The following is a 19999-nucleotide window of genomic DNA, read 5'->3' on the forward strand; positions in this document are numbered from 1 at the left end:
CCGCGTTATGCTATTTGCCCACCCGCGCTATCTTTGCGCGACATCCATCCTTGCCATTACATCCCTGACGATAGCCGCACATGCGCAATCTTCCGACGATGCAGTCGATTTGGGCACGCTGATCCTTGGCGAATTGCAGACACGATCGGTTCAGGACAGTTCGACCTCTGCCGTGGTCGAAAGCGGTGAAGAACTGGAAAAGCGTGGCGATGTAGACATCTACGATGTTGTTGAGCGCGCACCCAATGTCAGCACGACTTTCGGCAACAAGGGTTTTGTGTTGCGGGGTATTCAAACCAACGGGGCCGTCAACAATGTCCAGTTGAATGGCACTCTAGTGTCTGTCCAAGTCGATGGTGTCGCGCTGAACAACTATCAATCCACGTTCTTTGGTCCCTATTCCACGTGGGATGTGGGCCAAGTCGAGATTTTACGCGGTCCCCAGTCGACACAACAGGGCCGAAATGCGCTTGCCGGGGCCGTGATCATCAACACGCGTGACCCGGAGTTTTTCAAAGAATACCGGTTCCGGGCCGAGGTTGGATCGCGAAACACCCAACGGTTGGCATTTGCGATCAACGAACCACTGAGCGACACCGTCGCAGTGCGGTTCACCGCCGAAACCAATTCGACCGACGGTTATGTACGGAGCGAGCCGCGCGATGACAATGAATATGACGCGCGCGACTACGAAGCGTACCGTGCCAAATTGCGCTGGCGGCCCAGCGACCGGTTCGATGCGGTTCTGGAGTATAGTTACACCGACAGCACTGGTGGCGAGGATTATGTGCGCGAGGCAGAGCGCGTGTCCTTCGACACAGCGGACGCGGTCGAAGGGTCAGTCCATCAAAACTGGGGGCTGTCCACGCGTTACGACATCAACGGATTCTGGACGCTTGAAACGCAGACAAACTTCTACGACCAAGACTATACGCGGCTAGAAGGCTCCGTTAAGCCATTTCAACCGGGCGAGTCTTTCCGTGACTTCAGCGGCGACAGCCAGACCTTTGAGCAGGACATCCAATTCAAATATGAAAGCGAACGCGTTCAGGGCGTGTTCGGCCTCTTTTACACCAAGACCGAGGACTCACGGCCCTCCCGTACAGACACCGATCTGACGCTTCTCGGCTTCCCGGGCTTTTCTGACTTCCGCAATGAAGAGTTCACAACCGAGGTTCGCAACTTTGCCATTTATGGCGAGGCGGACATTGCTCTTGCGGATAGGTTGACCCTGACGATTGGTGCCCGCTATGACACAGAAGAGTTCAAGTTTGCCCAGTCTGTGGATTTTGGCCCGCTCTTAAATGGGGCCGCCGGGATCCCTGACATTGGCCTGACAACCGGCGAAAAGAGCTTTGAGGCATTTTTGCCAAAGGTCGGCTTGACCTACGATATTGATCCCGATCAGTCGGTCAGTTTCACAGTACAACGCGGCTACCGCGCCGGCGGTGTCAGCTCGAACTTTGTCGAAACGCTTATACCAGGAGAGAATTTCCTTTCGGAATATGATCCGGAATACTCAAACAACTTCGAACTTGCATACCGCGGCTCGTTCAACAACGACCGCCTGCGGGTTGCAGGCAACCTGTTCTACACGGACTGGAAAGATATGCAGATTTCCGTACCAGGCACGCAGACCGGTACACCGCTTGATCCGCTGTTCAACTTCGACACGGTTAACGCGGCCAAGGCGGAGCTTTACGGATTTGAACTGAGTGTCGAAGCAGAGCCGACCGATCAACTCGAGCTCTTTGGAAACGTCGGCTACACGAAAACCGAATTCAAAAGCTTCATCAGCGGTTCAGACGACTTTACCGGAAATGAATTCCCCTTTGCGCCAGATTGGACCGCAAGCATCGGCGGACGCTATACGTGGGACAGTGGTTTTTCACTCGCTGTTGATGCGTCCTACAAGGCAGCCTCGTTCCAGGACAACGCAAATACGTACAAGGACGACTCGCGTTGGCTTGTAAACGCCCACGCGACCTATCCAATCAACGACAATCTGACGGCAGGAATCTATGCCCGGAATCTGTTTGACGAGGACTATGCGACAGCTCGGTTCCAGTCTGCCGATCCCACGATTATCCGGGTCGGAGAACCCCGGACAATCGGCGCCTACATTCAGGCCGAGTTCTAACAAGGCCATTGACGTCAGCGTCTTCGGAAGGTGGATGCCGGTTAGGCCGCGACATAATCAGACGGCATCAGCATCATGAAAAAGGGGCCGACGAACCGTCGGCCCCTTTCATCATAGTGCAGTCGATTAGTTTAAAAGAACCCCATCGGATTTTCATCGTAACTGACAAGCAGGTTCTTTGTGTTGCGGTAGTGATCCAGCATCATCTTATGGTTTTCGCGGCCGATGCCGGACTTCTTGTATCCACCAAACGCCGCATGTGCCGGGTAGTGGTGGTAGCAGTTGGTCCACACGCGGCCCGCCTCAATCGCGCGACCCATCCGGAAGGCGGTATTTCCGTCGCGCGTCCAGACGCCTGCCCCCAAGCCAAAGGTCGTGTCATTGGCAATCGCGATCGCCTCCGCCTCGTCCTTGAACGTCGTCACGGACAAGACCGGGCCAAAGATCTCTTCCTGAAAGATCCGCATGGAATTGTCGCCGCGGAAGACCGTGGGCTGGACATAGTACCCGGTGTTCAGATCACCGCCCAAGGCGGCGGTTTCGCCACCGACAAGCACCTTTGCGCCTTCTTCCCGACCAAGTTTGAGGTAGCCGGTGATCTTCTCCATCTGCTCGGTCGATGCTTGCCCGCCGATCATCGTCTCCATTTGCAGGGGATTGCCTTGTTTGATGTTTTTGACCCGCTCGACGGCACGTTCAAGGAAGGCCTCTGCGATGCTTTCGTGCACGAGCGCCCGGGATGGGCACGTGCAGACCTCGCCCTGATTAAGGGCGAACATCGCGAACCCTTCAAAGCACTTGTCGAGGAAGGCATCGTCGGCATCCATGACGTCCCCGAAGAAGATGTTCGGTGACTTGCCACCCAATTCCAGCGTTACGGGGATGAGGTTTTCGGCCGCTGCCTTCATGATGATTTTGCCGGTGCCCGTCTCGCCTGTGAATGCCAGTTTGGCGATCCGTGTCGACGTCGAGAGCGCGGCGCCCGCCTCTTCCCCAAAGCCGTTGACCACGTTGACGACGCCGTCGGGCAGCAGATCCGCGATCAACTCCACAAGCACCATGATCGACGCTGGTGTCTGCTCGGCTGGCTTCAGAACCACCGCGTTTCCTGCGGCCAGCGCGGGCGCAAGCTTCCACACCGCCATGAGGATCGGAAAATTCCACGGAATGATCTGACCGACCACTCCAAGCGGTTCGTGGAAGTGATACGCATAGGTATTTGCATCGATCTCAGCGATCGAACCTTCATCTGCGCGGATCACACCGCCGAAGTACCGAAAGTGATCAATGGCCAGCGCAAGGTCGGCATTGACCGACTCGCGAATGGGTTTGCCGTTGTCCAGTGTTTCGGCCACGGCGAGGGTCATCAAATTCTGTTCGATCCGGTCGGCGATGCGAAACAGCATTGTGGATCGTTCTGCGAGCGATGTTTTGCCAAAGCTCGGGGCGGCGGCGTGGGCCGCGTCAAGTGCTGCCTCGATATCGGCTGCATTGGACCGCGCAACCTCGCACAGGCGTTCGCCCGTGATCGGGGTCACGTTCTCAAACCATTTCCCGGATTTCGGTTCCACAAATGCGCCGTTGATAAAGTTGCCGTAGCGCGCCTTGTAGGGGAACTCGACCCCCAAATGAGTTGCGTCCAAAGCGGTGCTGGGACCGCTCGCATTGGTGTGTACGTTCATGATCTTCCTCCCAGAAGTCTGAATTCAGGCGTTAATGGCTGGCTGAGGAATTCTGATGCTGGCAGGTGGACATACGGTGCCACCAACTCGATGGCTTGAAAATAAGACCTTAGCATTGCGCCGTCGGCCGGGAAGCACTCCGTTTGGGATGCGCGTTGCCGACTTCCCGCTTTCTAAGGTGGCAGAGGACTAAACCGGATCAGCATGTAACGGTATCACCGCACGTCTTCATCGGCATATCGCGCCGACTACAACAATCACCGTCCGCATTCGACCCTCGGCGGACGCACCCCGTGCGAGTATCGCCCACGGTCAAGAGGGGACCAAGCCCCGAACAGCGCTAGCCAATAAATGCAGGCTTAAATAGGAGCAGGTCACAACCCATAAGCGAGCACTGCGAAAGTACTCGGACAATCGTTTCTGTCAGGTCTCCGCGTCCTCAGTTTTTCGCAAGTAAACGGCAAGTCCGGCGAGCGCGACTGTGATGACCTGCATGTAGGGCACCCATTGCTCATGTGGACCAAGTCCATCGCCGAGATAAAGTCGGTCAAAATAGTAGTGCCCGATATTAATCGTCATACCTATGAAAAGAAAACTGGCCCGCCCCCAGACAAAATACGCTATCACGCAGGCCACGAAGGACCAAAACGCATAAGACGGCAGGTTTGTTTGCGGCCAGTAGAACGCCGCAAACCCAAACAGCACCTGCCAAAAAAGCAGTGCAAGCACAATCACCACCCAGCCGATGCGTCGCATGTTTCCTCGCTTTGCGGTCATCTAAGTGCGTAGTACGTCCATGGCGATTTGCTCAGACAATTGCACCCAAAAGTCATGGATTCGATCAGCTACACCCTGATCAAAGAACTCGATGCTCTTGTAGTGCTGCAGTCTTCTTCCTCACCATCTTGTAAAACTATCCCGTCAGCCGCCTGGTGATGCTCTGTTTGGATGTGATTTATGAAGAAGTCCGTCTGATCTTCCCGAGGATCGACACACGCGTCAACGATCCGGATATGTGGCGGCGGAAATTCACCACAGTGTATCCTTAGATCTGTCCTTTCCGGGCACCAGAACGCAGAAAGCCCGGTCGATTGACCGGGCCTTGCACTCTGAAGAAGAGATTTTTGTGCGTGACGGGCCGTCAGGCCCAGAGGTCATCCAGCTTGAAGGTGATGGCATCGAAGGGCGCCACGCAGACGGGATCATCATCGCGCAGCGTGGCGATGGTAGTCCAGGCGCCGTCGTTGTTCTCGTAGGCAATCAATGTGCGTTCGTCGGGATCGACAAACCACATATGCTTCACGCCAAAGGTGGCGTAGATTTCGCTCTTGTCGATCTGATCCACCTTGCGGGTGGATGGAGAATGTATCTCGCAGACCCAATCCGGCACGATGTCGAACCAGGCAGTGTCCGGGATGGTGGGCATCCGTTCTCGGCGCCATCCAGCGACATCTGGAGCCAAAACATCCGTGCCCAGGTGGACCTCTGGTTCATCCAGAATCCACCATCCGCCTGGACCACCGCTGCCTTTGCTGAAGGGCCCGTGCAGTTCGGCACCCAAACTCGAATGTGAGACGGCATGCTTCGGAGCGGGCCGTGGATGCGTGTGCAGCGCACCGTAGATGATCTCGGCCGTCACATTGGGCGGCGCGTCGATCACGTCCTGGTACGTGGCTGTCCCGCGCGGTCGGATCATCTTGTTCATGGCGTGTCTCATCATGAAGCTTCCATCATCATATAACAATTTTGCTGGCAAGTTGCCACGACAGGACACAAAGCCCTCTCTTTCCTTTGAAAATCAGCCTGCATCATCAGCGCACAGCACCATCCAGTTCGCCCAGACGGGGCCACGGCCCAGCCTCAAGCGGATAATCTTGAAGTGCGCGTCCCGGTCCTTGCTACAGTCCGCAGCCACTTACAGGCGTCGGTAGGCCGCGCGTCGGGTCTCAAAGAGTTTGCACTGTGCCATGCCGCCCGCATCGGTCTTGGTCAGGGGGAAAGACGGTGCCTTCAGGTCGATCCTTCCTGTCTCAGAACCGCGCAAAAAACCAAGCAGGCGGACCGGATGGCCAGTGTAAGGCGTACAAGTCTCACGCCATAAGTCGGCAGCCTAATACTTTGCGAAAACGGTGCTCCGTCATGTATTGCAGGGTTCGTTTGCTTGCTTTGCTCGTTCTGCAGCACTTTTCTGGCACGTTTTGCTACCAGAAGAGCACTACCAGCGCGCAACTGAGCATTTTATCGTGTCGGACGAAACACGGATCTTTGTATCTTCTGATTCAAATCGGGCATAGTTGTCTTGGCATGCAAGCGGCAAGGGAGTTGTCCGAAATGAGCAAGGTCCTTTTGCTCACTGGCGCAAGTCGCGGAATTGGTCATGCGACGGTCAAGAAGTTCTCGGCGGAAGGTTGGCGCGTTCTGACCTGCTCACGGCAGGCATTCGACCAAAGCTGCCCTTGGCCAGGTGGTGAGGAAAACCACGTTCAGATCGACCTGTCTGATCCTGCTGACACGATCAACGCGGTTGGGGTCATCCGGGATCGCCTGAACGGGCGACTGGACGCACTGGTGAACAACGCAGGCATTTCACCCAAAGCAGCAGACGGTTCGCGGCTGAACACAATGGACACCGACCTGATGGATTGGGGAAAGGTGTTTCATGTCAACTTTTTCGCTCCCATCGTCCTTGCCCGCGGCCTCAGCGAAGAGCTCGTCGAAGCCAAGGGCACAGTTGTCAATGTGACCTCCATTGCCGGATCGCGTGTGCATCCTTTCGCAGGAGCGGCCTACGCGACGTCAAAGGCGGCGTTGTCCGCGCTAACGAGGGAGATGGCTCATGATTTTGGTCCTCTCGGCGTTCGCGTAAATTCCATTGCTCCAGGAGAGATAGAAACCTCGATACTGTCTCCCGGCACTGACAAGATTATCGAACGACTGCCAATGAGACGTATCGGCCAGACATCCGAGGTGGCAGACGTGATCTTCTTTCTCTGTTCCGAGCATTCAAGTTACGTGAGTGGGACCGAGATCGAAATCAACGGCGGGCAACACGTTTGAGTCCTTGTTATCGCCCTTAGTAAGAGACAGGCGGGACATCGATGTTTGGACCCAAACCTACGCGCTCGGATAGTCTGAACTTCAACAGGATGTTCTATCCCGTTTTCCTAACTGTGGCGGTTCCAACGCAACCCGCAACACGTAGATACCCACAATCGAGATTTGCGAACTTGACCGGTGCCCCTCAAGTGTCCTCGCGTCGAGGTAGGCTCTGTTCCTTGACTGAAAAAACATAGGGTGAAGAGAAAGCCGCCTCGGCGCAGAACAAACCATTCATTGCTCAGCGGGCGTATGCAAACGATACCGCCAAAAGGTGCCATCCTGAAGGAGCATCGGGCCAGGTTTGGCGAGAAGGGCCTGTGCTGCAAGCATGGGACCAGTGATAAGACCTTCTGAAAGTGTTGGTCGATCTATGGTGGCATCGACGCGTGGCTTTCAAAGGCTGTTGAAGCGGAGGATACTCAGACCATGACGATGTTGGCGAAGCATATGCTCAACGGCGCCACGCTGAGAGAAGTACTTTCAAAGGACTTCTGAGGATATGCCTTCCGTGTCTCTTGATCGTTTCACTGAAAAATACTTTAACAGACAAGTGACGTAGCCAGCCGAAGCGCTAGCACACTACGGCCCCCCTACCCAACATCGGTATACAGTGTGCGAGCAAACCTATGTCCGAAAACTCAGTAAAATCTGCAAATCTGTGGATCGACCCTGTGCACAGAGTTGTTCTTTCATTAGTCGGCAGTTTCGTCGTCACGCTGATGTTCGTTTCGGCCCTGACCCTTGGGATAGGAGCCAATGCGAGCGTCAGTACAGGCGACTCGTTCTTTTGGTCGGCCTATGCAGGGATCGTGGTGTTTTTTCTCGCCTCGCTTTGGTGTTTTTCAGCCCGCAGCTTAGGTCAGGTTTGGTTTGTTTTTTCATTGGTCACCGTGCTTTCGATGCTTGTCATCTATCTCAACGGCGGTGATCAAAATCTGGGTTACGGTCCGCAAATCACAAAGACAGTCCTGCGCCTGCTGACAATCCTAACAGCTGCCATCGCCTTTGCAGGCTTTGCCCTATCGCAGCTTAAACACTGGACGCTGGTAACAGGTGAAAAGGCGATCTGCCCAGCGACGTCGCACACCTTCAAGGCAATCGGGTGCTCGCTCATCGCACTTGGGTTTGCGCTTGCCATTATCCACGAAGGATGGGGATTTGGATTACTGATCTACCCCATGTGGGCATTTTCAGGTGCGTTGGCGGTCTCATTCACCTTGGCATATCGGCCGAGGATGCTGCGCCCGTTCGCACGCCTAGTGCGCGGCTTCACCGCGCCCTTTGACACTGACGGAGTGGAGTCCGATGCGCCCTGAGTTCAAGGACAGCATGGATTGGCTGCACACCTGGTCGGGTGTCATCCTCGGGGCGGTCATGTTTGCCATTTTTTGGATGGGCACGCTCAGCGTGTTCAAGGACGAGACGGATCAGTGGTTCTGGCCTTACGCACGCGATGCCGCGCCGGCCCAAATTGTCTCGGCTGACGCAATACTCGACACCGCGCGCGCGCATTTTTCTGAACACGACCTTGATCGCCTAGTCTTGGCAATGCCAACTGACCGGGCCCCTGCCCCATCGATTATTGCGTTTACCGAAAAGGGTAGCATGATGCCGGTCTACCTTGACCAGCACACACTCCAGATCACAGGCGAACTGGACAGCGGCGCGGCAAGCTACTTCTTTTACCCGTTCCACTACCAGCTCAACATCGGCCATTCGGGCCGCTGGATCGTGGGCCTGACGTCAATGTTTCTGCTGCTGGGCCTGTTTTCCGGAATCATCATTCACAAAAAGATCTTTGTAGACTTCTTCACGTTCCGGGCTGCAAAGAAGCTCCCCAGAAAGAGCCTGGACCTGCACAACATGACGTCGGTCTTTGCGATGCCTTTCCATCTCATGATCACAATCACCGGCGTTCTGATTTTTGCGACCTTCTACCTGGAGGCCAGCTTAAAGGGGATTTACGGACAGACAGACGGTGTCAGAGCGCAGGTGGCCAATGAGGTGCAGTCTTTCTATGCCGAACAGCCTGATGATCAGACCGTGCATCTGGGGATCGCATCTTTGGACGCCATGATCATCCGTGCGCAGCGAGAGTGGGGCCCAGGCTTCACCGTCAAGGAAATCTACATCGACCACCTCAGTCGCGCGGACGGGACTGTGCGCATCCGTGCGAATATCGATCACCGCATAGACGACTACACGCAGCCGATCACATTTGACAAAGTCAGTGGTGAAATGCTCACCGAACCCTGGATAAGCTCTGCCGGTTACACCCAGGCCTTTATCAGAGGCATGCACGAAATACACTTTGATCATACCCTTTTGCGCTGGTTGTACGTGGCCGGTGGTATCGCGGGCTGCATCATGATCGCCACTGGTTACATCTATTGGCTCGAATCCCGCCGTCGCAAACACAGCCGCCAAGGCGGGTACGGTTTACCCGTGGTTGAAGCCCTGACCATTTGGGGTGTAATGGGTATGTTATCGGCCACCGCTGCCTACTTTTTTGCCAATCGGGTCCTGCCAGGCGGTCAGTGGGAATTTCTCGGGATTCTCAAGATCTTCTGGGAAGTTATCATCTTTTACCTGGTGTACCTGCTTGCGCTGGTCCATGGCGGTCTTCGCAAGAAAAAGGCCTGGTTTGATCAGGCCGTTTTGATCGCCTTTCTTTGCTTCGGTGCTGCTGTCGCAAACTGGATTACCACAGGTGATCACCTGATACTGACAGTCAGCACCGGTCACTGGGCGATTGCTGGAATAGACCTGTCGCTTCTTGTTTGCTGCGCGGTCTCTGCTTACGCCGCGCATCGCCTCCGTGCGAACTGGGCGATCGAAGCCGAAACCGCCCGAAGCAAAAGCACGAACCGCTCAACAGTGACGGACTCACAGAAAGAACAAGCACCGCATCCGGTCGCTTCAGTGGCGGCAGAGGAAAAGGTGGCCGCAGAATAGACAAAGGCGGCCCCCACCGGGCCGCCTTTCGTGAGTTTGGCACAATATCCTTTAGAACTCGTACTGGATAAAGGCGCCAATTGTTCTGGGCTCACCGACACTGATCACGGGCCCCGCGGGCGTCGCCCGTGCGCCACTCGACGCAAAGTCAACGTCCGTCAGGTTGTTTGCGTAAAGAGTGGCCGTCAGCCCGCGTCCATTGTCATAAGAGACCCGCGCATTTACCAGAAGACGATTGTCAAAGCGCTCGGTGTTCCTGAAATTTGTGAAGGATGAACCGCGATACGAAGCGTCGAGCGATGCGCTGATGCCGTTGTCAAAATAGTAGGTTCCGCCAATCGCTCCAGACCATTCCGGACTGCCAAAGCTGTTGCCGGAAAAATCCTGTTCGTTCGGAAGCCCTCGGTTAAGGACAAAGTCCTTAAACTCGGTTTTCGCGTATCCGACACCGGCAAAGATATCCAGCTTCCGCGTTACCTCAGCTTCCACGCTCACTTCAAAGCCGTACAGTTCGGACTTCGCCGCATTCACCGTTTCTGCGTCGAGGACATCGGCAGGGTTTTGGTTGGAGACCTGCTGATCTTCCCATTCGGTGAAGAAAATATTCGCGTTCGTGGTCAGCCTCCCATCCATGAAACTGCCGCGAAAGGCAAACTCATAGTTGGTCGTGTATTCAGGGCCGAAGGAGAACTGATTGCCAGACGACAGGTTGATGCCCGAGCCACCGGCCCGGTAACCTCGCTGGATCGTAAAGGCCGTCGAGATATCGTCGTTCCAGTCGTAGGTCAGCCCGACCTTGGGCAGAAACGCATCAAACGTTTCGCTCGTTTCCGTTGGTTCGATCTGCGCTCCGAGCAGCGCCTCCAGCCTGGCTTGGATACCTGCGATCGTTGTCGGAGGGAGACCCAATCCCTGCAGGCGCGTCAAGTATGGCGAGAAATCTGCGCTGTCCAATTCGGTTCGGCGATTGTCCAGGGTATCTCTGTCATATCGGAAGCCGACAGTTGCCGTCAGACCCGGAACAGAGGTGATGTCGAAATCTGCTTCACCAAAGACGGCGTAGTTCTTTGACGACGACCCAAAATTGCGGTCTTGCACCAAACTGACCTCGCCCAGCAGAAATGGCGGCAGAGTACCAGGCAAACGTGAGTTGAATGCGCTTGCGTCACCAGTTGTCGACGTAATGTTGTCACTGTCATTTGTTCCGTAAAACAGGCCAACCACACCTCTGACATGTTCATAGTCGAACCGCAGGCGAAGATCTTGCTCAAAGGCCTCGGGGTTGCCGGTCCTTACAAACGTTCCAAGCGGCACGGCTGTAAAATCATTATCGGCACGACGCAGGTAGTCGGCTTCGTAGTAACTCGTCTCCGACTCCAGCGTCCAAACGTTGTTGATCTCCCAGTTCACTTTCACACCGCCAAAGCGATGCTCTGCGCCGTGGCGAAAATCACTGTCGGCGCGACTGATGCGTTGGACGGGAAACAGTGCCTCTTCAACCTGCGCGAAAGTGCCAAAGTTTCGCGCTCTGTTCAAAGAGAACACGACATTTACTGAATCGGTCGGATCCCACCGCAGTTTGGCCCGATAGGTCGTTGCCTCCTGGCGATCAAAAGCATCTGTGCCAAGCGTCGGGTTTGTAATTGACCCATCGGTTTCAAAACTCTCTACGGAAAATCTAAGGGCCAGCCGATCTTCGATGAGAGGCAAGTTGATTGCGACAGCGCGTTCAACGGTCCCACGTTCACCAATGCCAAAGCGAAGTTTGTACTCCTCCTCATAAGTTGGATCTTTCGAACGTATCACAATGGCTCCGGCCAGCGCATTGCGTCCCTGTTGGGTCGACTGCGGGCCGCGCAACACTTCCACTTGCTCAAGATCCCAGGTTGAGTACGGACCAAAGAACGCAGATTGCGTGCTTGGCAACGCGATACCGTCCACTTGCAGCGAAACCACAGGACTGCCCCCGCCTCCCAAACCATTACGTGGAACACCACGGATCGAAATACCGGCGTTTTTGCCGGTTGTTGTCACGCCTGGCGTGCGCTCCAGCATGTCATAAACGTCCTGCTCGCTGCGTTGCTCCAGTTCTTCGCCCGTTTCCACCGCAACAGATGTGGCACTGTCCTGAACCGTTCTGCTCTGCAACTCTCCGCGCAAGATGATGACACCAAGGTCAACAGGTTCCTCTTGAGCAAGAACAGGACCGGTGGTCAATGCGATAGTCGAGACAAAGCAATAGAATAGGTGACGTCCAGCCATGACTGTCCTCGGACTTAACTTGGGTTCTACGTGAGGGCTGGCTGGGTGGAAGCTTGCGCGATCTCATACTGCGATGCGCAGTACGTCAGGATGGTTGCATCACCTGACCGCTCTGACAGCAAGCAGTCTTTCTACACGTCGCTGACAAACACAATTGAGCCAGGTTTTTTTGCAACAGTGAGGCTTGCCATTGATTGTCTGTAGGGACTGAAAATCAACGGAGTAAGCATCCCTGGCTATCCTGCAATCTGGCGGATCACGCCTTCAAACAGCCGCGCCGTGTCTTGCCATCCGGGCAGCGCCTCGGCCCGTTTTGCCGACAGCCGGGACAGCGTCTCGGCCGTCGCACGATCTTGCAGGACGTCGCGCAAGGCACCGGCCAATGCGATAGGGTCGTCCGGCGGCACAAGCAAGGCCGCCTCCCCGACCGTTTCCGGCACGGCGCCAACGCTGCATGATACGACCGGCAAACCGTAGTGCATGGCCTCGCTCAAAACCATGCCATAGCCCTCGTAACGGGTGGCGAGGGCGAACACCGTCGCCGCATTAAACCGCGCGGCAAGATCAGCTTGCGCAAGCTCACCCGAGAACGACACACGATCCTCAATCGCCAGATCAGCGACCTGCAAGTGCAAGCCACGGGCGTAGTCCGGATCATGCGTCTTACCCACAATGTCAGCGCGCCAAGCGAGATCGCGCAAGTGTCCCAGAGCGGCCAGCAACACGTCGTGCCCCTTGCGCGGCGCAAGCAGGCCGACAGATAGAATAAGCGGCGGATCTGTCGGCACCTGCTTCACCAGGGGTTTGTCAAATCCGGGCGGCGCAATCGTGATGCTGTCGGGGTCGGCGCCGAAATCTGTGCAAAGGATACGTTCGGTTTCAGGGCTCGGCACAATGACATGATCCACATGGCGCAGCGCCGCCGCTTCGTTTTGCAAAAGAAAATCGGCGCGCGCTTTCAGCAACCCGGTTTCAAGGCCCAGCGGGTGATGGACCATCGCGATCACCGGTGCCTCCACCTGCGAAAGGCCGACAGGATCAATTGCGCCAAAGACAAGACCGTCGAGGATGATCGGCACATGTGCCGGAACAGCCCGCAGCGCATTCAGGGTCGCGGCCATGTCGGCCTCGGTCGGATCCGGGAAACTGTCCGGCAATTGCAGATGCTCCGTCGCACACCCGATCCGGTTCAGCTCATCCAGAACCCGCGCCTCGTAAATGAAACCACCAGTCCGGCGATCCTTGTCGCCCGGTATCGCGAAAACGGCGCGCGTCATACCACTTGCTCACTTGCATAGATGCGCAGCACGGCACGCTCCATCATCGCAACCATCCCGTAGGCCGCCGTTGCGACCAGGGCGAGAACCGCCACACAAGACCACAGCATGTTATAATCCGAAGTGCTCGCCGTCATAGCCATCAACAGGCCAATGCCCTTGCCTGTTGCCAACCACTCCACGGTTGTGACCGCCAGCAACGCCGCCGGAACCGCCATGCGGGCTGACGCGAAAAAGGCGGGCAGCATCGCGGGCACTTGTGCGGCACGCAGCAGATGCCAACGCCCGGCACCATAGCTTTTGAACACATCCACGATCTGCCCCGGCGTCTGGCGTAGCCCTTGTTGGCACGCCACGAATGTCGGGAAAAAGATCATGACGGCGACCACCACCATGGTCCCGACCAGACCCCGCCCGAAGGCCAGCACCAGAAGGGGCGCCGTGGTTATGATCGGCACCGCGCGCAGGGCGACGGCAACCGGCATGGCCGCTCCACTAAGCGAGGGCGACAGTACCAAAAGGGCCGCCAGCCCCGCGCCCACTGCAAGCCCCGCGATGTATCCTGGGGCGGCAAAGGACAACGTCTCTGCCAGCGCCGAGAACAAAGTGTCTCGGTTCTGCGGCTCCATCAGGAAGGCCCAAACGTCGCCGGGGCGCTTCGCAAAAAAGCGGTTCAGGTCGAACGCATCCATCGACGACTGCCAAAGCGCCAAGACCAAAACAGCAATGAATCCCAATTCAGCCAAGCGCATCCAGGATGCAGTTGGCACGGACGACGCGGGCGCAGACAGCAGGATAACCGGTTTGTACCCAACGGCGCGCTCACCGACCCATCCAATCACGGAGTAAGCCGCCATTGCCACACATGCGGCAACCACCGCCAGCGTCCATGTGGCGTCGGTGTCTAGCCCCCGCATGGCGCGGAGCGTCAGCACACCCAAGCCCCGCTCGGCCCCCGTGAACTCGCCAATCATAGCGCCCAGAAAGGCGGCAGGTGCGCTGATCTGCAAGCCCACGAACAAATAGGGAAGGCTGGCCCGCGCCCGCACGCGGATCAAGGTCGACAGCGCGCCACGCCCGTAAATGCGCATCAGGTCGGTCCAGTTCTGCGACACCGACCGCAGCCCAATCAGAAACGTCAGCAACGTGGTGTAGTAGACAGCCAGCGCCCCAAGCATCACCTGCGGCCCCGTGCCGGTCCCGAACAGCACCCGCAGGATGGGACCGCTGGCAATCAGCGGCACGCAGAACACAAGCAACGCCAGCGCCGACAGCGTCCGTTGACTGCGCGGAACCAGAATCATCGTGACACCCAGCAGCACGGCACCCAGGTTGCCCCACACAAACCCCCACATGGCGTTGACCGACGTCTCCGCCGTTGCGCGGGCCAGCAAGCCCATGTTCTCAGCCACATAAGCGGCAATGGCAGATGGGGAGCTGACCAGAACAGTGTCGGGACTGATCCGGGCAAGCGCCTCCCACAGCGCAAGCAAAAACAGGCACCAGCCAATGGCACGCACAGTCGGCATCATGCCGCTTCCAGTGCCGCGAATACCTGCCGCGACACCGCCATAGCATCCGGCGTCTCAAGCAGACGTGCATCGCGTGTGCCGGACAAGTCGACGGGAATGTCCGCGACAACCCGCGCGGGCCGCGACGACAGCACCAGCACACGATCCGACAGCAACACCGCTTCTTCGACGGAATGGGTGATGAGAACAACGGTCGCTCCGCGCGACCGCCAAAGCGGCGGCAACTCGGCATTCAACCGCCTGCGTGTCATGGCGTCCACGGCGCCGAAGGGTTCGTCGAGCAGCAAAACATCAGGGGCAGAGATCAGGCTGCGCGCAATCGCTGCCCTCTGCCGCATACCACCCGACAGCTCAGCAGGGCGGTGGTCCGCAAAACCGCCCAGACCAACCAAATCAATCAGCGCATCAACGTCTCCACCCGGCTTGCGCGCCAGCTCAGCACCGAGCGCGATATTGGCGCGCACGCTGCGCCACGGCAGCAGAGATGGATCCTGAAACGCCATGGCTAGGCCCCCGCGCCGCGCGACGGCCTGGGGAGCTTCGTCACCCAGCCTGATCTCTCCGGTATCCGGATCCTCAAGCCCCGCAATCATCCGCAGCAGGGTGGACTTACCACAACCCGATGGCCCGACAAGGGCCGTCGTCTGTCCGGCTTCCAGCGTGATCGACAGCGGCGCCACCACCTCTGTAGCACCAAACCGTTTGCTCACATCAACGCAGTGAATATCTACGCTCGGCATGGCCGGACAGACCTCGGGCCTCGTTCAGCCATGCACCTCTTCAAGCAGGGACCGATCCCACAGATCCGCCGACACGTCCTGCCCCAGCAGGGCCAGCGTTTCGATGTTGGAGGCCACCGTTTCCTCGGTGAACCAGCCAAACCCGTTCTCTACCGTCAGGTCACTGAACATCAGCGGCACCTGCCGCGCGGCCTGCAGCTTCTGTGCCTCTAGATCAAGGCCCGCATCCGGGAACATCTCGACCGCCAGGGCGGCGGCGGCATCGGTGTCGGCAAAATAGTCGTTCCACCCCATCACCTCACCCTTCAACAGCGCCACCAGATCGGCGCGACGATTGGCAAGCGCATCTTCAGTGGCAATGTACGTCTGAGAATGCAGAGCATAGCCGTAATCCGCCATCAGCATCGTGGTGTTGTCGACGCCCTGCACGGTCATCGCGACGGGCAGATCGGTTTCCCAACACAGCAGACAATCCACCTGTCCGCTGACGAGCGGCGCCGGGTCATACTGCGTCGGCACGATCTCAATCTGGTTGATGTCCACGTTGTTGAGCGTGCACAGCGCCTGTAAAACCGGCGTGTTGGCGACCGCCATGCCGATCCGCTTGCCCACCAGATCCGCGGGCGTGTTTACCGGGTTGCCCGCCAGCGATGCGATGGCAAAGGGGTTCTTCTGCATCGCCACCGCAATGATCTTAAAGGGTGCGCCCTGCGCCACCGCAGCGGCGGTATAGTCAGCGGCAGAGATCCCCACCAATGCGGTGCCCGACACGACGGGCGGCTCCACCGGCGCATTGGGGCCACCCTGGCTCAACGACACATCAAGGCCAAGATCGCTCCAATACCCCTTGTTGGCGGCAATGTAGCTGCCGCCGAATTGCACAGAATGCAGCCAGGACAGTTGGAAATTCACCGATGCCGCCGCCATGGCGGGCACGCCCGCAACGGCGGCGGCCGCACCGGCGGCGCTGGTTTGAAGAAAGAAACGGCGGGTCAGATGTGCAGGTTGGGTCATAGTGTGTCAGCTTTGCCTTTTGTTGAAGGAAGGGATGAAAAACCGGGAAACAGAAGAATGGCCGCGACCGGTAGCGTGGCCACCATCAGGACCAGCCCGTAGGTGATGCCGGTCGCGACACCGGCACTTGCCGGTGCGCCGATTAGTGGGAACAGAGCCGCGGCCGCCCCCTCGCGCCAGCCCCAGCCGCCAATGGACAAGGGGACCAGCATCGCCGACAGCACCAGCGGGATCAGTGTCGCCCACGCCTCGGGTGGGATCACAACGCCTGTTGCGCGGGCACAGGCGTAAAAACCGAAGATCAGGCAGACAGTCGTCACCGCACCATGAGCGATCATCGCCGGTTGACGCATCAGCGCACCAACGGCGCGGAAAAATCTAGCGGGAGCGGTCTTGGACTGGGCAAATGCCAGGGCAGCGACGATGCACAGAACAAGGACCGCCAGAACACCCAAGCCCAGCGTGCCCCATTGTGGACCACCCGGCAGCACAACGGCGCAAGCAAATCCCACCAGCATGAGCGCAAAAATCGCGATCTGGCCCAGCAACCGCTCTGCCATAACCGATTGCGACGCCCGCTTCAGGTCAGCACCCCGACGCGCGCGCACCGCCCGCGTAACATCACCCGCCACGCCACCGGGAAGTGCCAGATTGATCAGCTGCGCCAGATAATACTCGCGCAGCGCGGCACCAAAGCTGATCCGCAGGTCAAAGGCGCGCGCCGCAATCGCCCACCGGCTCGCCATGGCACAGGTTGCCACCGTCACCGACAGCAGCGCCAGCAACGTCCAGCGATGATCGACCTCCTGCAACCGGGCCAGCACGCTTGGTGCATCGGTCCACCACAGCAGCAGGGCAAGGCCACCGGCAGAAACCGCAAACTTGATCCAGTGCAGGGTCATTCCGCCACTATCTCCGAAACCTGCACGTGGGTGAATGCGTCAAGAAAGTCGTTTCTGAAACTATCCATGCGCCGCACGGGGCCATCGGCTGCCGGGATCAGCCCGTCGGTCCAGTCCCAATGGCTGATCCGGTCAAGAACGTTGGCTGGGCCGATCATATGGACCGCGACATCCTTGTTGTCGCTGCCCGCCACAAACCCCGCCGCCTGATGATCTCCTGCGACAATAACCAAGGGCGCGGCATCGCCCAGACGCACCACATGCGAAAACGTGGCGCGGAGCGCATAGTCGACAGACTGCCGATAGGCATTACGCACCGCATCGCGGTCCCGCCACAAATCCTTGGGGGCAGGCCCGCGGGCCGCCATCTCGTTAAAGATCGTACCGTCCTGCACATCCTCCCACGGCACCATATCTGCAATCGGTGTCCACGGTGCGTGCGACGAAATCAGCGCAATCTGGATGAAATCCGGGCGCGGGTCCTCCGGCAGAAGATCAGGATATGTGGCCAGTGTGAACTGATCAGGCATCGTCACCCAGCGGAATGCATCCCCCTTGTAAGGGATCTCCGCCGCCGGAAATATGTGATCAAACCCCATCATCAGGCTTTCCGGCCAGCCTTTGGTGATCGCGGGCATGACGGCTGTAGTGCGGTAGCCCGCCTCTTGCGCAAAATGAAACAGCCACTTCTGACCGCTGGTCAGCATCGCCTTGTAGCGCCCGTTGTCAGACGTCCACAGCCCGCTCGCCAAGGCACCGTGCGCCAGCCAGCTTTGCCCGCCCGCCGTGGGCGAGGTCAGCCAGCCGCTTTTCATCGCCATCCCGGTCTGCGCAATCTGCGCCTCGGCGGCGCGCAGCGTTGCGAGATGTGTGGGCGCATAGAGCGGATTGTCGAAACTGGCCCGTCCATAGCTCTCGATCCAGATCAGGATGACATCCCGCTCCTCAAGCGCGTCCAGCAGACCGCTCGCATCGGCATAGGCGTCACGCTGCGCCTCCTCGGCAAAGCGCGCCAGCTCAGCCGTGGTTTGCTGCACCTGAAGCCCCCGCTTGACGGTCAGGCGCGTCGTCCAGGCCGTGCCCGGTGGGCTCTTCTCGAACCGCCAGTATTCCAGATGATGCCCCGCATCCGCTGCGGCCCAGCCTGCACACAGCACCGCGAGACCTGCGGCGGACATGCGCACCGACCTCGCAGTTGATACGCGCGCCCAAACCCGCAAACTGCGTTCGAGCGCAAGGAACAAGGCGACAAGCAAAAGCGCCGCGCCAAGAACGGCGCATGCCGCCAGCACTACACCGACACTGTCGCGCAACAGCGACAGGCCCGCGCCCGCCAGAAACAGGTCTAGAACCGGATTGAACGTGCGGTTGAAGGCGCTGAACATGGCATAATCGGCCAGCTTGATGATGACCGCCAGCACAAGGACAAGCGCCGCCACGTACCTCACGCCCCACCACCGCCCGATGGCCACCGCGCCCAGAAGCAGAACGGGCAGCTCCAGCGGCCAGCGGTTCAGCGCGCTCCATTTCATCGTGCCAGGATGGTTCGGCAACACCAGCACGGCAAAGATCAGTACCGCCGCAAGGATGAGCCCAAAAACCCGCGTCATGCAGCGCGCTTTGCCAGCCAAAGGATGTCGACAAGGAATGACCAGCTCAGCAGAACCGCTGCGCCAATGGCGACAGGCACACCAATGCCCTGCGGCGTCAGCGGTAACAGCAGCAGGATCAGGGCACCGATCTGGATCACGCAGACGACCTTGCGCCGGACCGAATGCGGCAACGGCGCCTGCAACGCCGGCCAGACGAAAGCCGCCGCAACAAAGGCGTACCGCATAAAGCCAAGGATCAGGATCTCGGGGCCCGTTGTGCCGCTCACCAGCAACCAAAGCGAAATCACCGCCCCGAGGCCCGCATCGGTCTCCATGTCGAACCGTGCGCCGAAGTCCGACGCAAGGGCTGCCCGCCGGGCCAACCAACCGTCAACTCCGTCCAGCGCAAAGGCGACAAGAGCCACAGCAAACACCACCCAGGCAGAGACATCCGTCGCGAGAACCGTTCCAACCAGGAAGGCAACCAGCGCCACCCGCAGCAACGTGATGACATTACAAAGCCCGAGCACCGGATGCGGATAGCCCTGCACCAGCCCATAAGCAGCCACCGTGACAGCAGCACCGAACACCGCAAGCGGCACAGTCGCGCTGCCAAACGTATAAAGTGACGCCGGAAACAGGATCAGCGCAAACAGCGCCGCAGTCACCAAAAGACCCCGCACGGGTGTCTGGCCTTCGATCCTGTGCGCAACAACGTGCGGGGTGCTACGAAACATTCGGCTTTCCAGTCATTTACCCGCCCAACTTAGGTCCCGGCGCGGCCTTTCACAGTTTGTTCAACAC

General features: G+C 58.2%; 15 protein-coding genes and 1 pseudogene. 5 read left to right on the top strand and 11 right to left on the bottom strand.

The window, feature by feature from the left end; all coding sequences use genetic code 11:
* Window positions 1-7 precede the first annotated feature (7 nt).
* Complete coding sequence (locus FD715_RS16740) at window positions 8-2140, top strand: TonB-dependent receptor (RefSeq protein ID WP_147112398.1); 2133 nt, start codon at window positions 8-10, stop codon at window positions 2138-2140.
* Between the two features lie 131 nt (window positions 2141-2271).
* Here FD715_RS16740 and FD715_RS16745 read toward each other — a convergent pair whose 3' ends face one another.
* Entirely contained in the window at window positions 2272-3822 is a 1551-nt protein-coding gene (locus FD715_RS16745) for an aldehyde dehydrogenase family protein (RefSeq protein WP_147112402.1), read from the bottom strand.
* Between the two features lie 234 nt (window positions 3823-4056).
* Between FD715_RS16745 and FD715_RS16750 the strand changes: the two are divergent.
* Window positions 4057-4173: pseudogene (locus FD715_RS16750) on the top strand (integrase core domain-containing protein); the annotation flags it as partial.
* A gap of 72 nt (window positions 4174-4245) precedes the next feature.
* Here FD715_RS16750 and FD715_RS16755 read toward each other — a convergent pair.
* Together FD715_RS16755 and FD715_RS16760 are read right to left on the bottom strand one after the other, a co-directional pair.
* Window positions 4246-4599 (bottom strand): hypothetical protein, encoded by a 354-nt coding sequence (locus tag FD715_RS16755; protein WP_147112405.1) that lies wholly within the window; start codon window positions 4597-4599, stop codon window positions 4246-4248.
* A 364-nt stretch (window positions 4600-4963) separates the two neighbouring features.
* Window positions 4964-5542, bottom strand: a complete 579-nt coding sequence (locus tag FD715_RS16760) for a Uma2 family endonuclease (protein WP_223274943.1) — start codon at window positions 5540-5542, stop codon at window positions 4964-4966.
* A 611-nt stretch (window positions 5543-6153) separates the two neighbouring features.
* Between FD715_RS16760 and FD715_RS16765 the strand changes: the two genes are divergently transcribed.
* From FD715_RS16765 to FD715_RS16775, 3 genes are all read left to right on the top strand, one after another.
* The gene (locus FD715_RS16765; protein WP_147112408.1) at window positions 6154-6879 is read left to right on the top strand and encodes an SDR family NAD(P)-dependent oxidoreductase; all 726 of its coding nucleotides are present in this window, start codon (window positions 6154-6156) and stop codon (window positions 6877-6879) included.
* Window positions 6880-7547: 668 nt separating this feature from the next.
* Window positions 7548-8237 carry a DUF3325 domain-containing protein gene (locus tag FD715_RS16770; RefSeq protein WP_147112411.1) on the top strand — a complete coding sequence of 230 codons (690 nt, stop codon included), beginning with the start codon at window positions 7548-7550 and terminating at the stop codon, window positions 8235-8237.
* Complete coding sequence (locus FD715_RS16775; protein WP_147112414.1) at window positions 8227-9876, top strand: PepSY domain-containing protein; 1650 nt, start codon at window positions 8227-8229, stop codon at window positions 9874-9876. Before FD715_RS16770 ends, FD715_RS16775 begins: the two co-directional genes overlap by 11 nt.
* Before the next feature lie 51 nt (window positions 9877-9927).
* Here the strand turns inward: FD715_RS16775 and FD715_RS16780 are convergent, their stop codons facing one another.
* The 8 genes from FD715_RS16780 to FD715_RS16815 all read right to left on the bottom strand — a co-directional run bounded on the left by FD715_RS16780 (window position 9928) and on the right by FD715_RS16815 (window position 19932).
* A complete protein-coding gene (locus FD715_RS16780; RefSeq protein WP_223274945.1) occupies window positions 9928-12093 on the bottom strand; it encodes a TonB-dependent receptor in 2166 nt (721 codons plus the stop codon).
* A 281-nt stretch (window positions 12094-12374) separates the two neighbouring features.
* The gene (locus FD715_RS16785) at window positions 12375-13415 is read right to left on the bottom strand and encodes a glycosyltransferase family 4 protein (protein WP_147112420.1); all 1041 of its coding nucleotides are present in this window, start codon (window positions 13413-13415) and stop codon (window positions 12375-12377) included.
* Window positions 13412-14947, bottom strand: a complete 1536-nt coding sequence (locus tag FD715_RS16790) for an ABC transporter permease (protein ID WP_223274946.1) — start codon at window positions 14945-14947, stop codon at window positions 13412-13414. The genes FD715_RS16785 and FD715_RS16790 overlap by 4 nt, the downstream gene beginning before the upstream one ends.
* Window positions 14944-15687 carry an ABC transporter ATP-binding protein gene (locus tag FD715_RS16795; RefSeq protein WP_147112423.1) on the bottom strand — a complete coding sequence of 248 codons (744 nt, stop codon included), beginning with the start codon at window positions 15685-15687 and terminating at the stop codon, window positions 14944-14946. Before FD715_RS16795 ends, FD715_RS16790 begins: the two co-directional genes overlap by 4 nt.
* Before the next feature lie 24 nt (window positions 15688-15711).
* Window positions 15712-16701, bottom strand: coding sequence for an ABC transporter substrate-binding protein (locus tag FD715_RS16800; protein WP_147112426.1), 990 nt, complete (start codon window positions 16699-16701; stop codon window positions 15712-15714).
* Entirely contained in the window at window positions 16698-17603 is a 906-nt protein-coding gene (locus FD715_RS16805; RefSeq protein ID WP_147112429.1) for a lysylphosphatidylglycerol synthase transmembrane domain-containing protein, read from the bottom strand. Before FD715_RS16805 ends, FD715_RS16800 begins: the two co-directional genes overlap by 4 nt.
* On the bottom strand, window positions 17600-19213 hold the full coding sequence (locus FD715_RS16810) for a sulfatase-like hydrolase/transferase (RefSeq protein ID WP_147112432.1): 1614 nt from the start codon (window positions 19211-19213) through the stop codon (window positions 17600-17602). The genes FD715_RS16805 and FD715_RS16810 overlap by 4 nt, the downstream gene beginning before the upstream one ends.
* Entirely contained in the window at window positions 19210-19932 is a 723-nt protein-coding gene (locus tag FD715_RS16815) for a CDP-alcohol phosphatidyltransferase family protein (protein WP_223274947.1), read from the bottom strand. Before FD715_RS16815 ends, FD715_RS16810 begins: the two co-directional genes overlap by 4 nt.
* Between the last annotated feature and the right edge of the window lie 67 nt (window positions 19933-19999).

It is taken from the genome of Tateyamaria sp. syn59 (genome assembly GCF_007995245.1).
Classification (GTDB): Bacteria; Pseudomonadota; Alphaproteobacteria; order Rhodobacterales; family Rhodobacteraceae; genus Tateyamaria.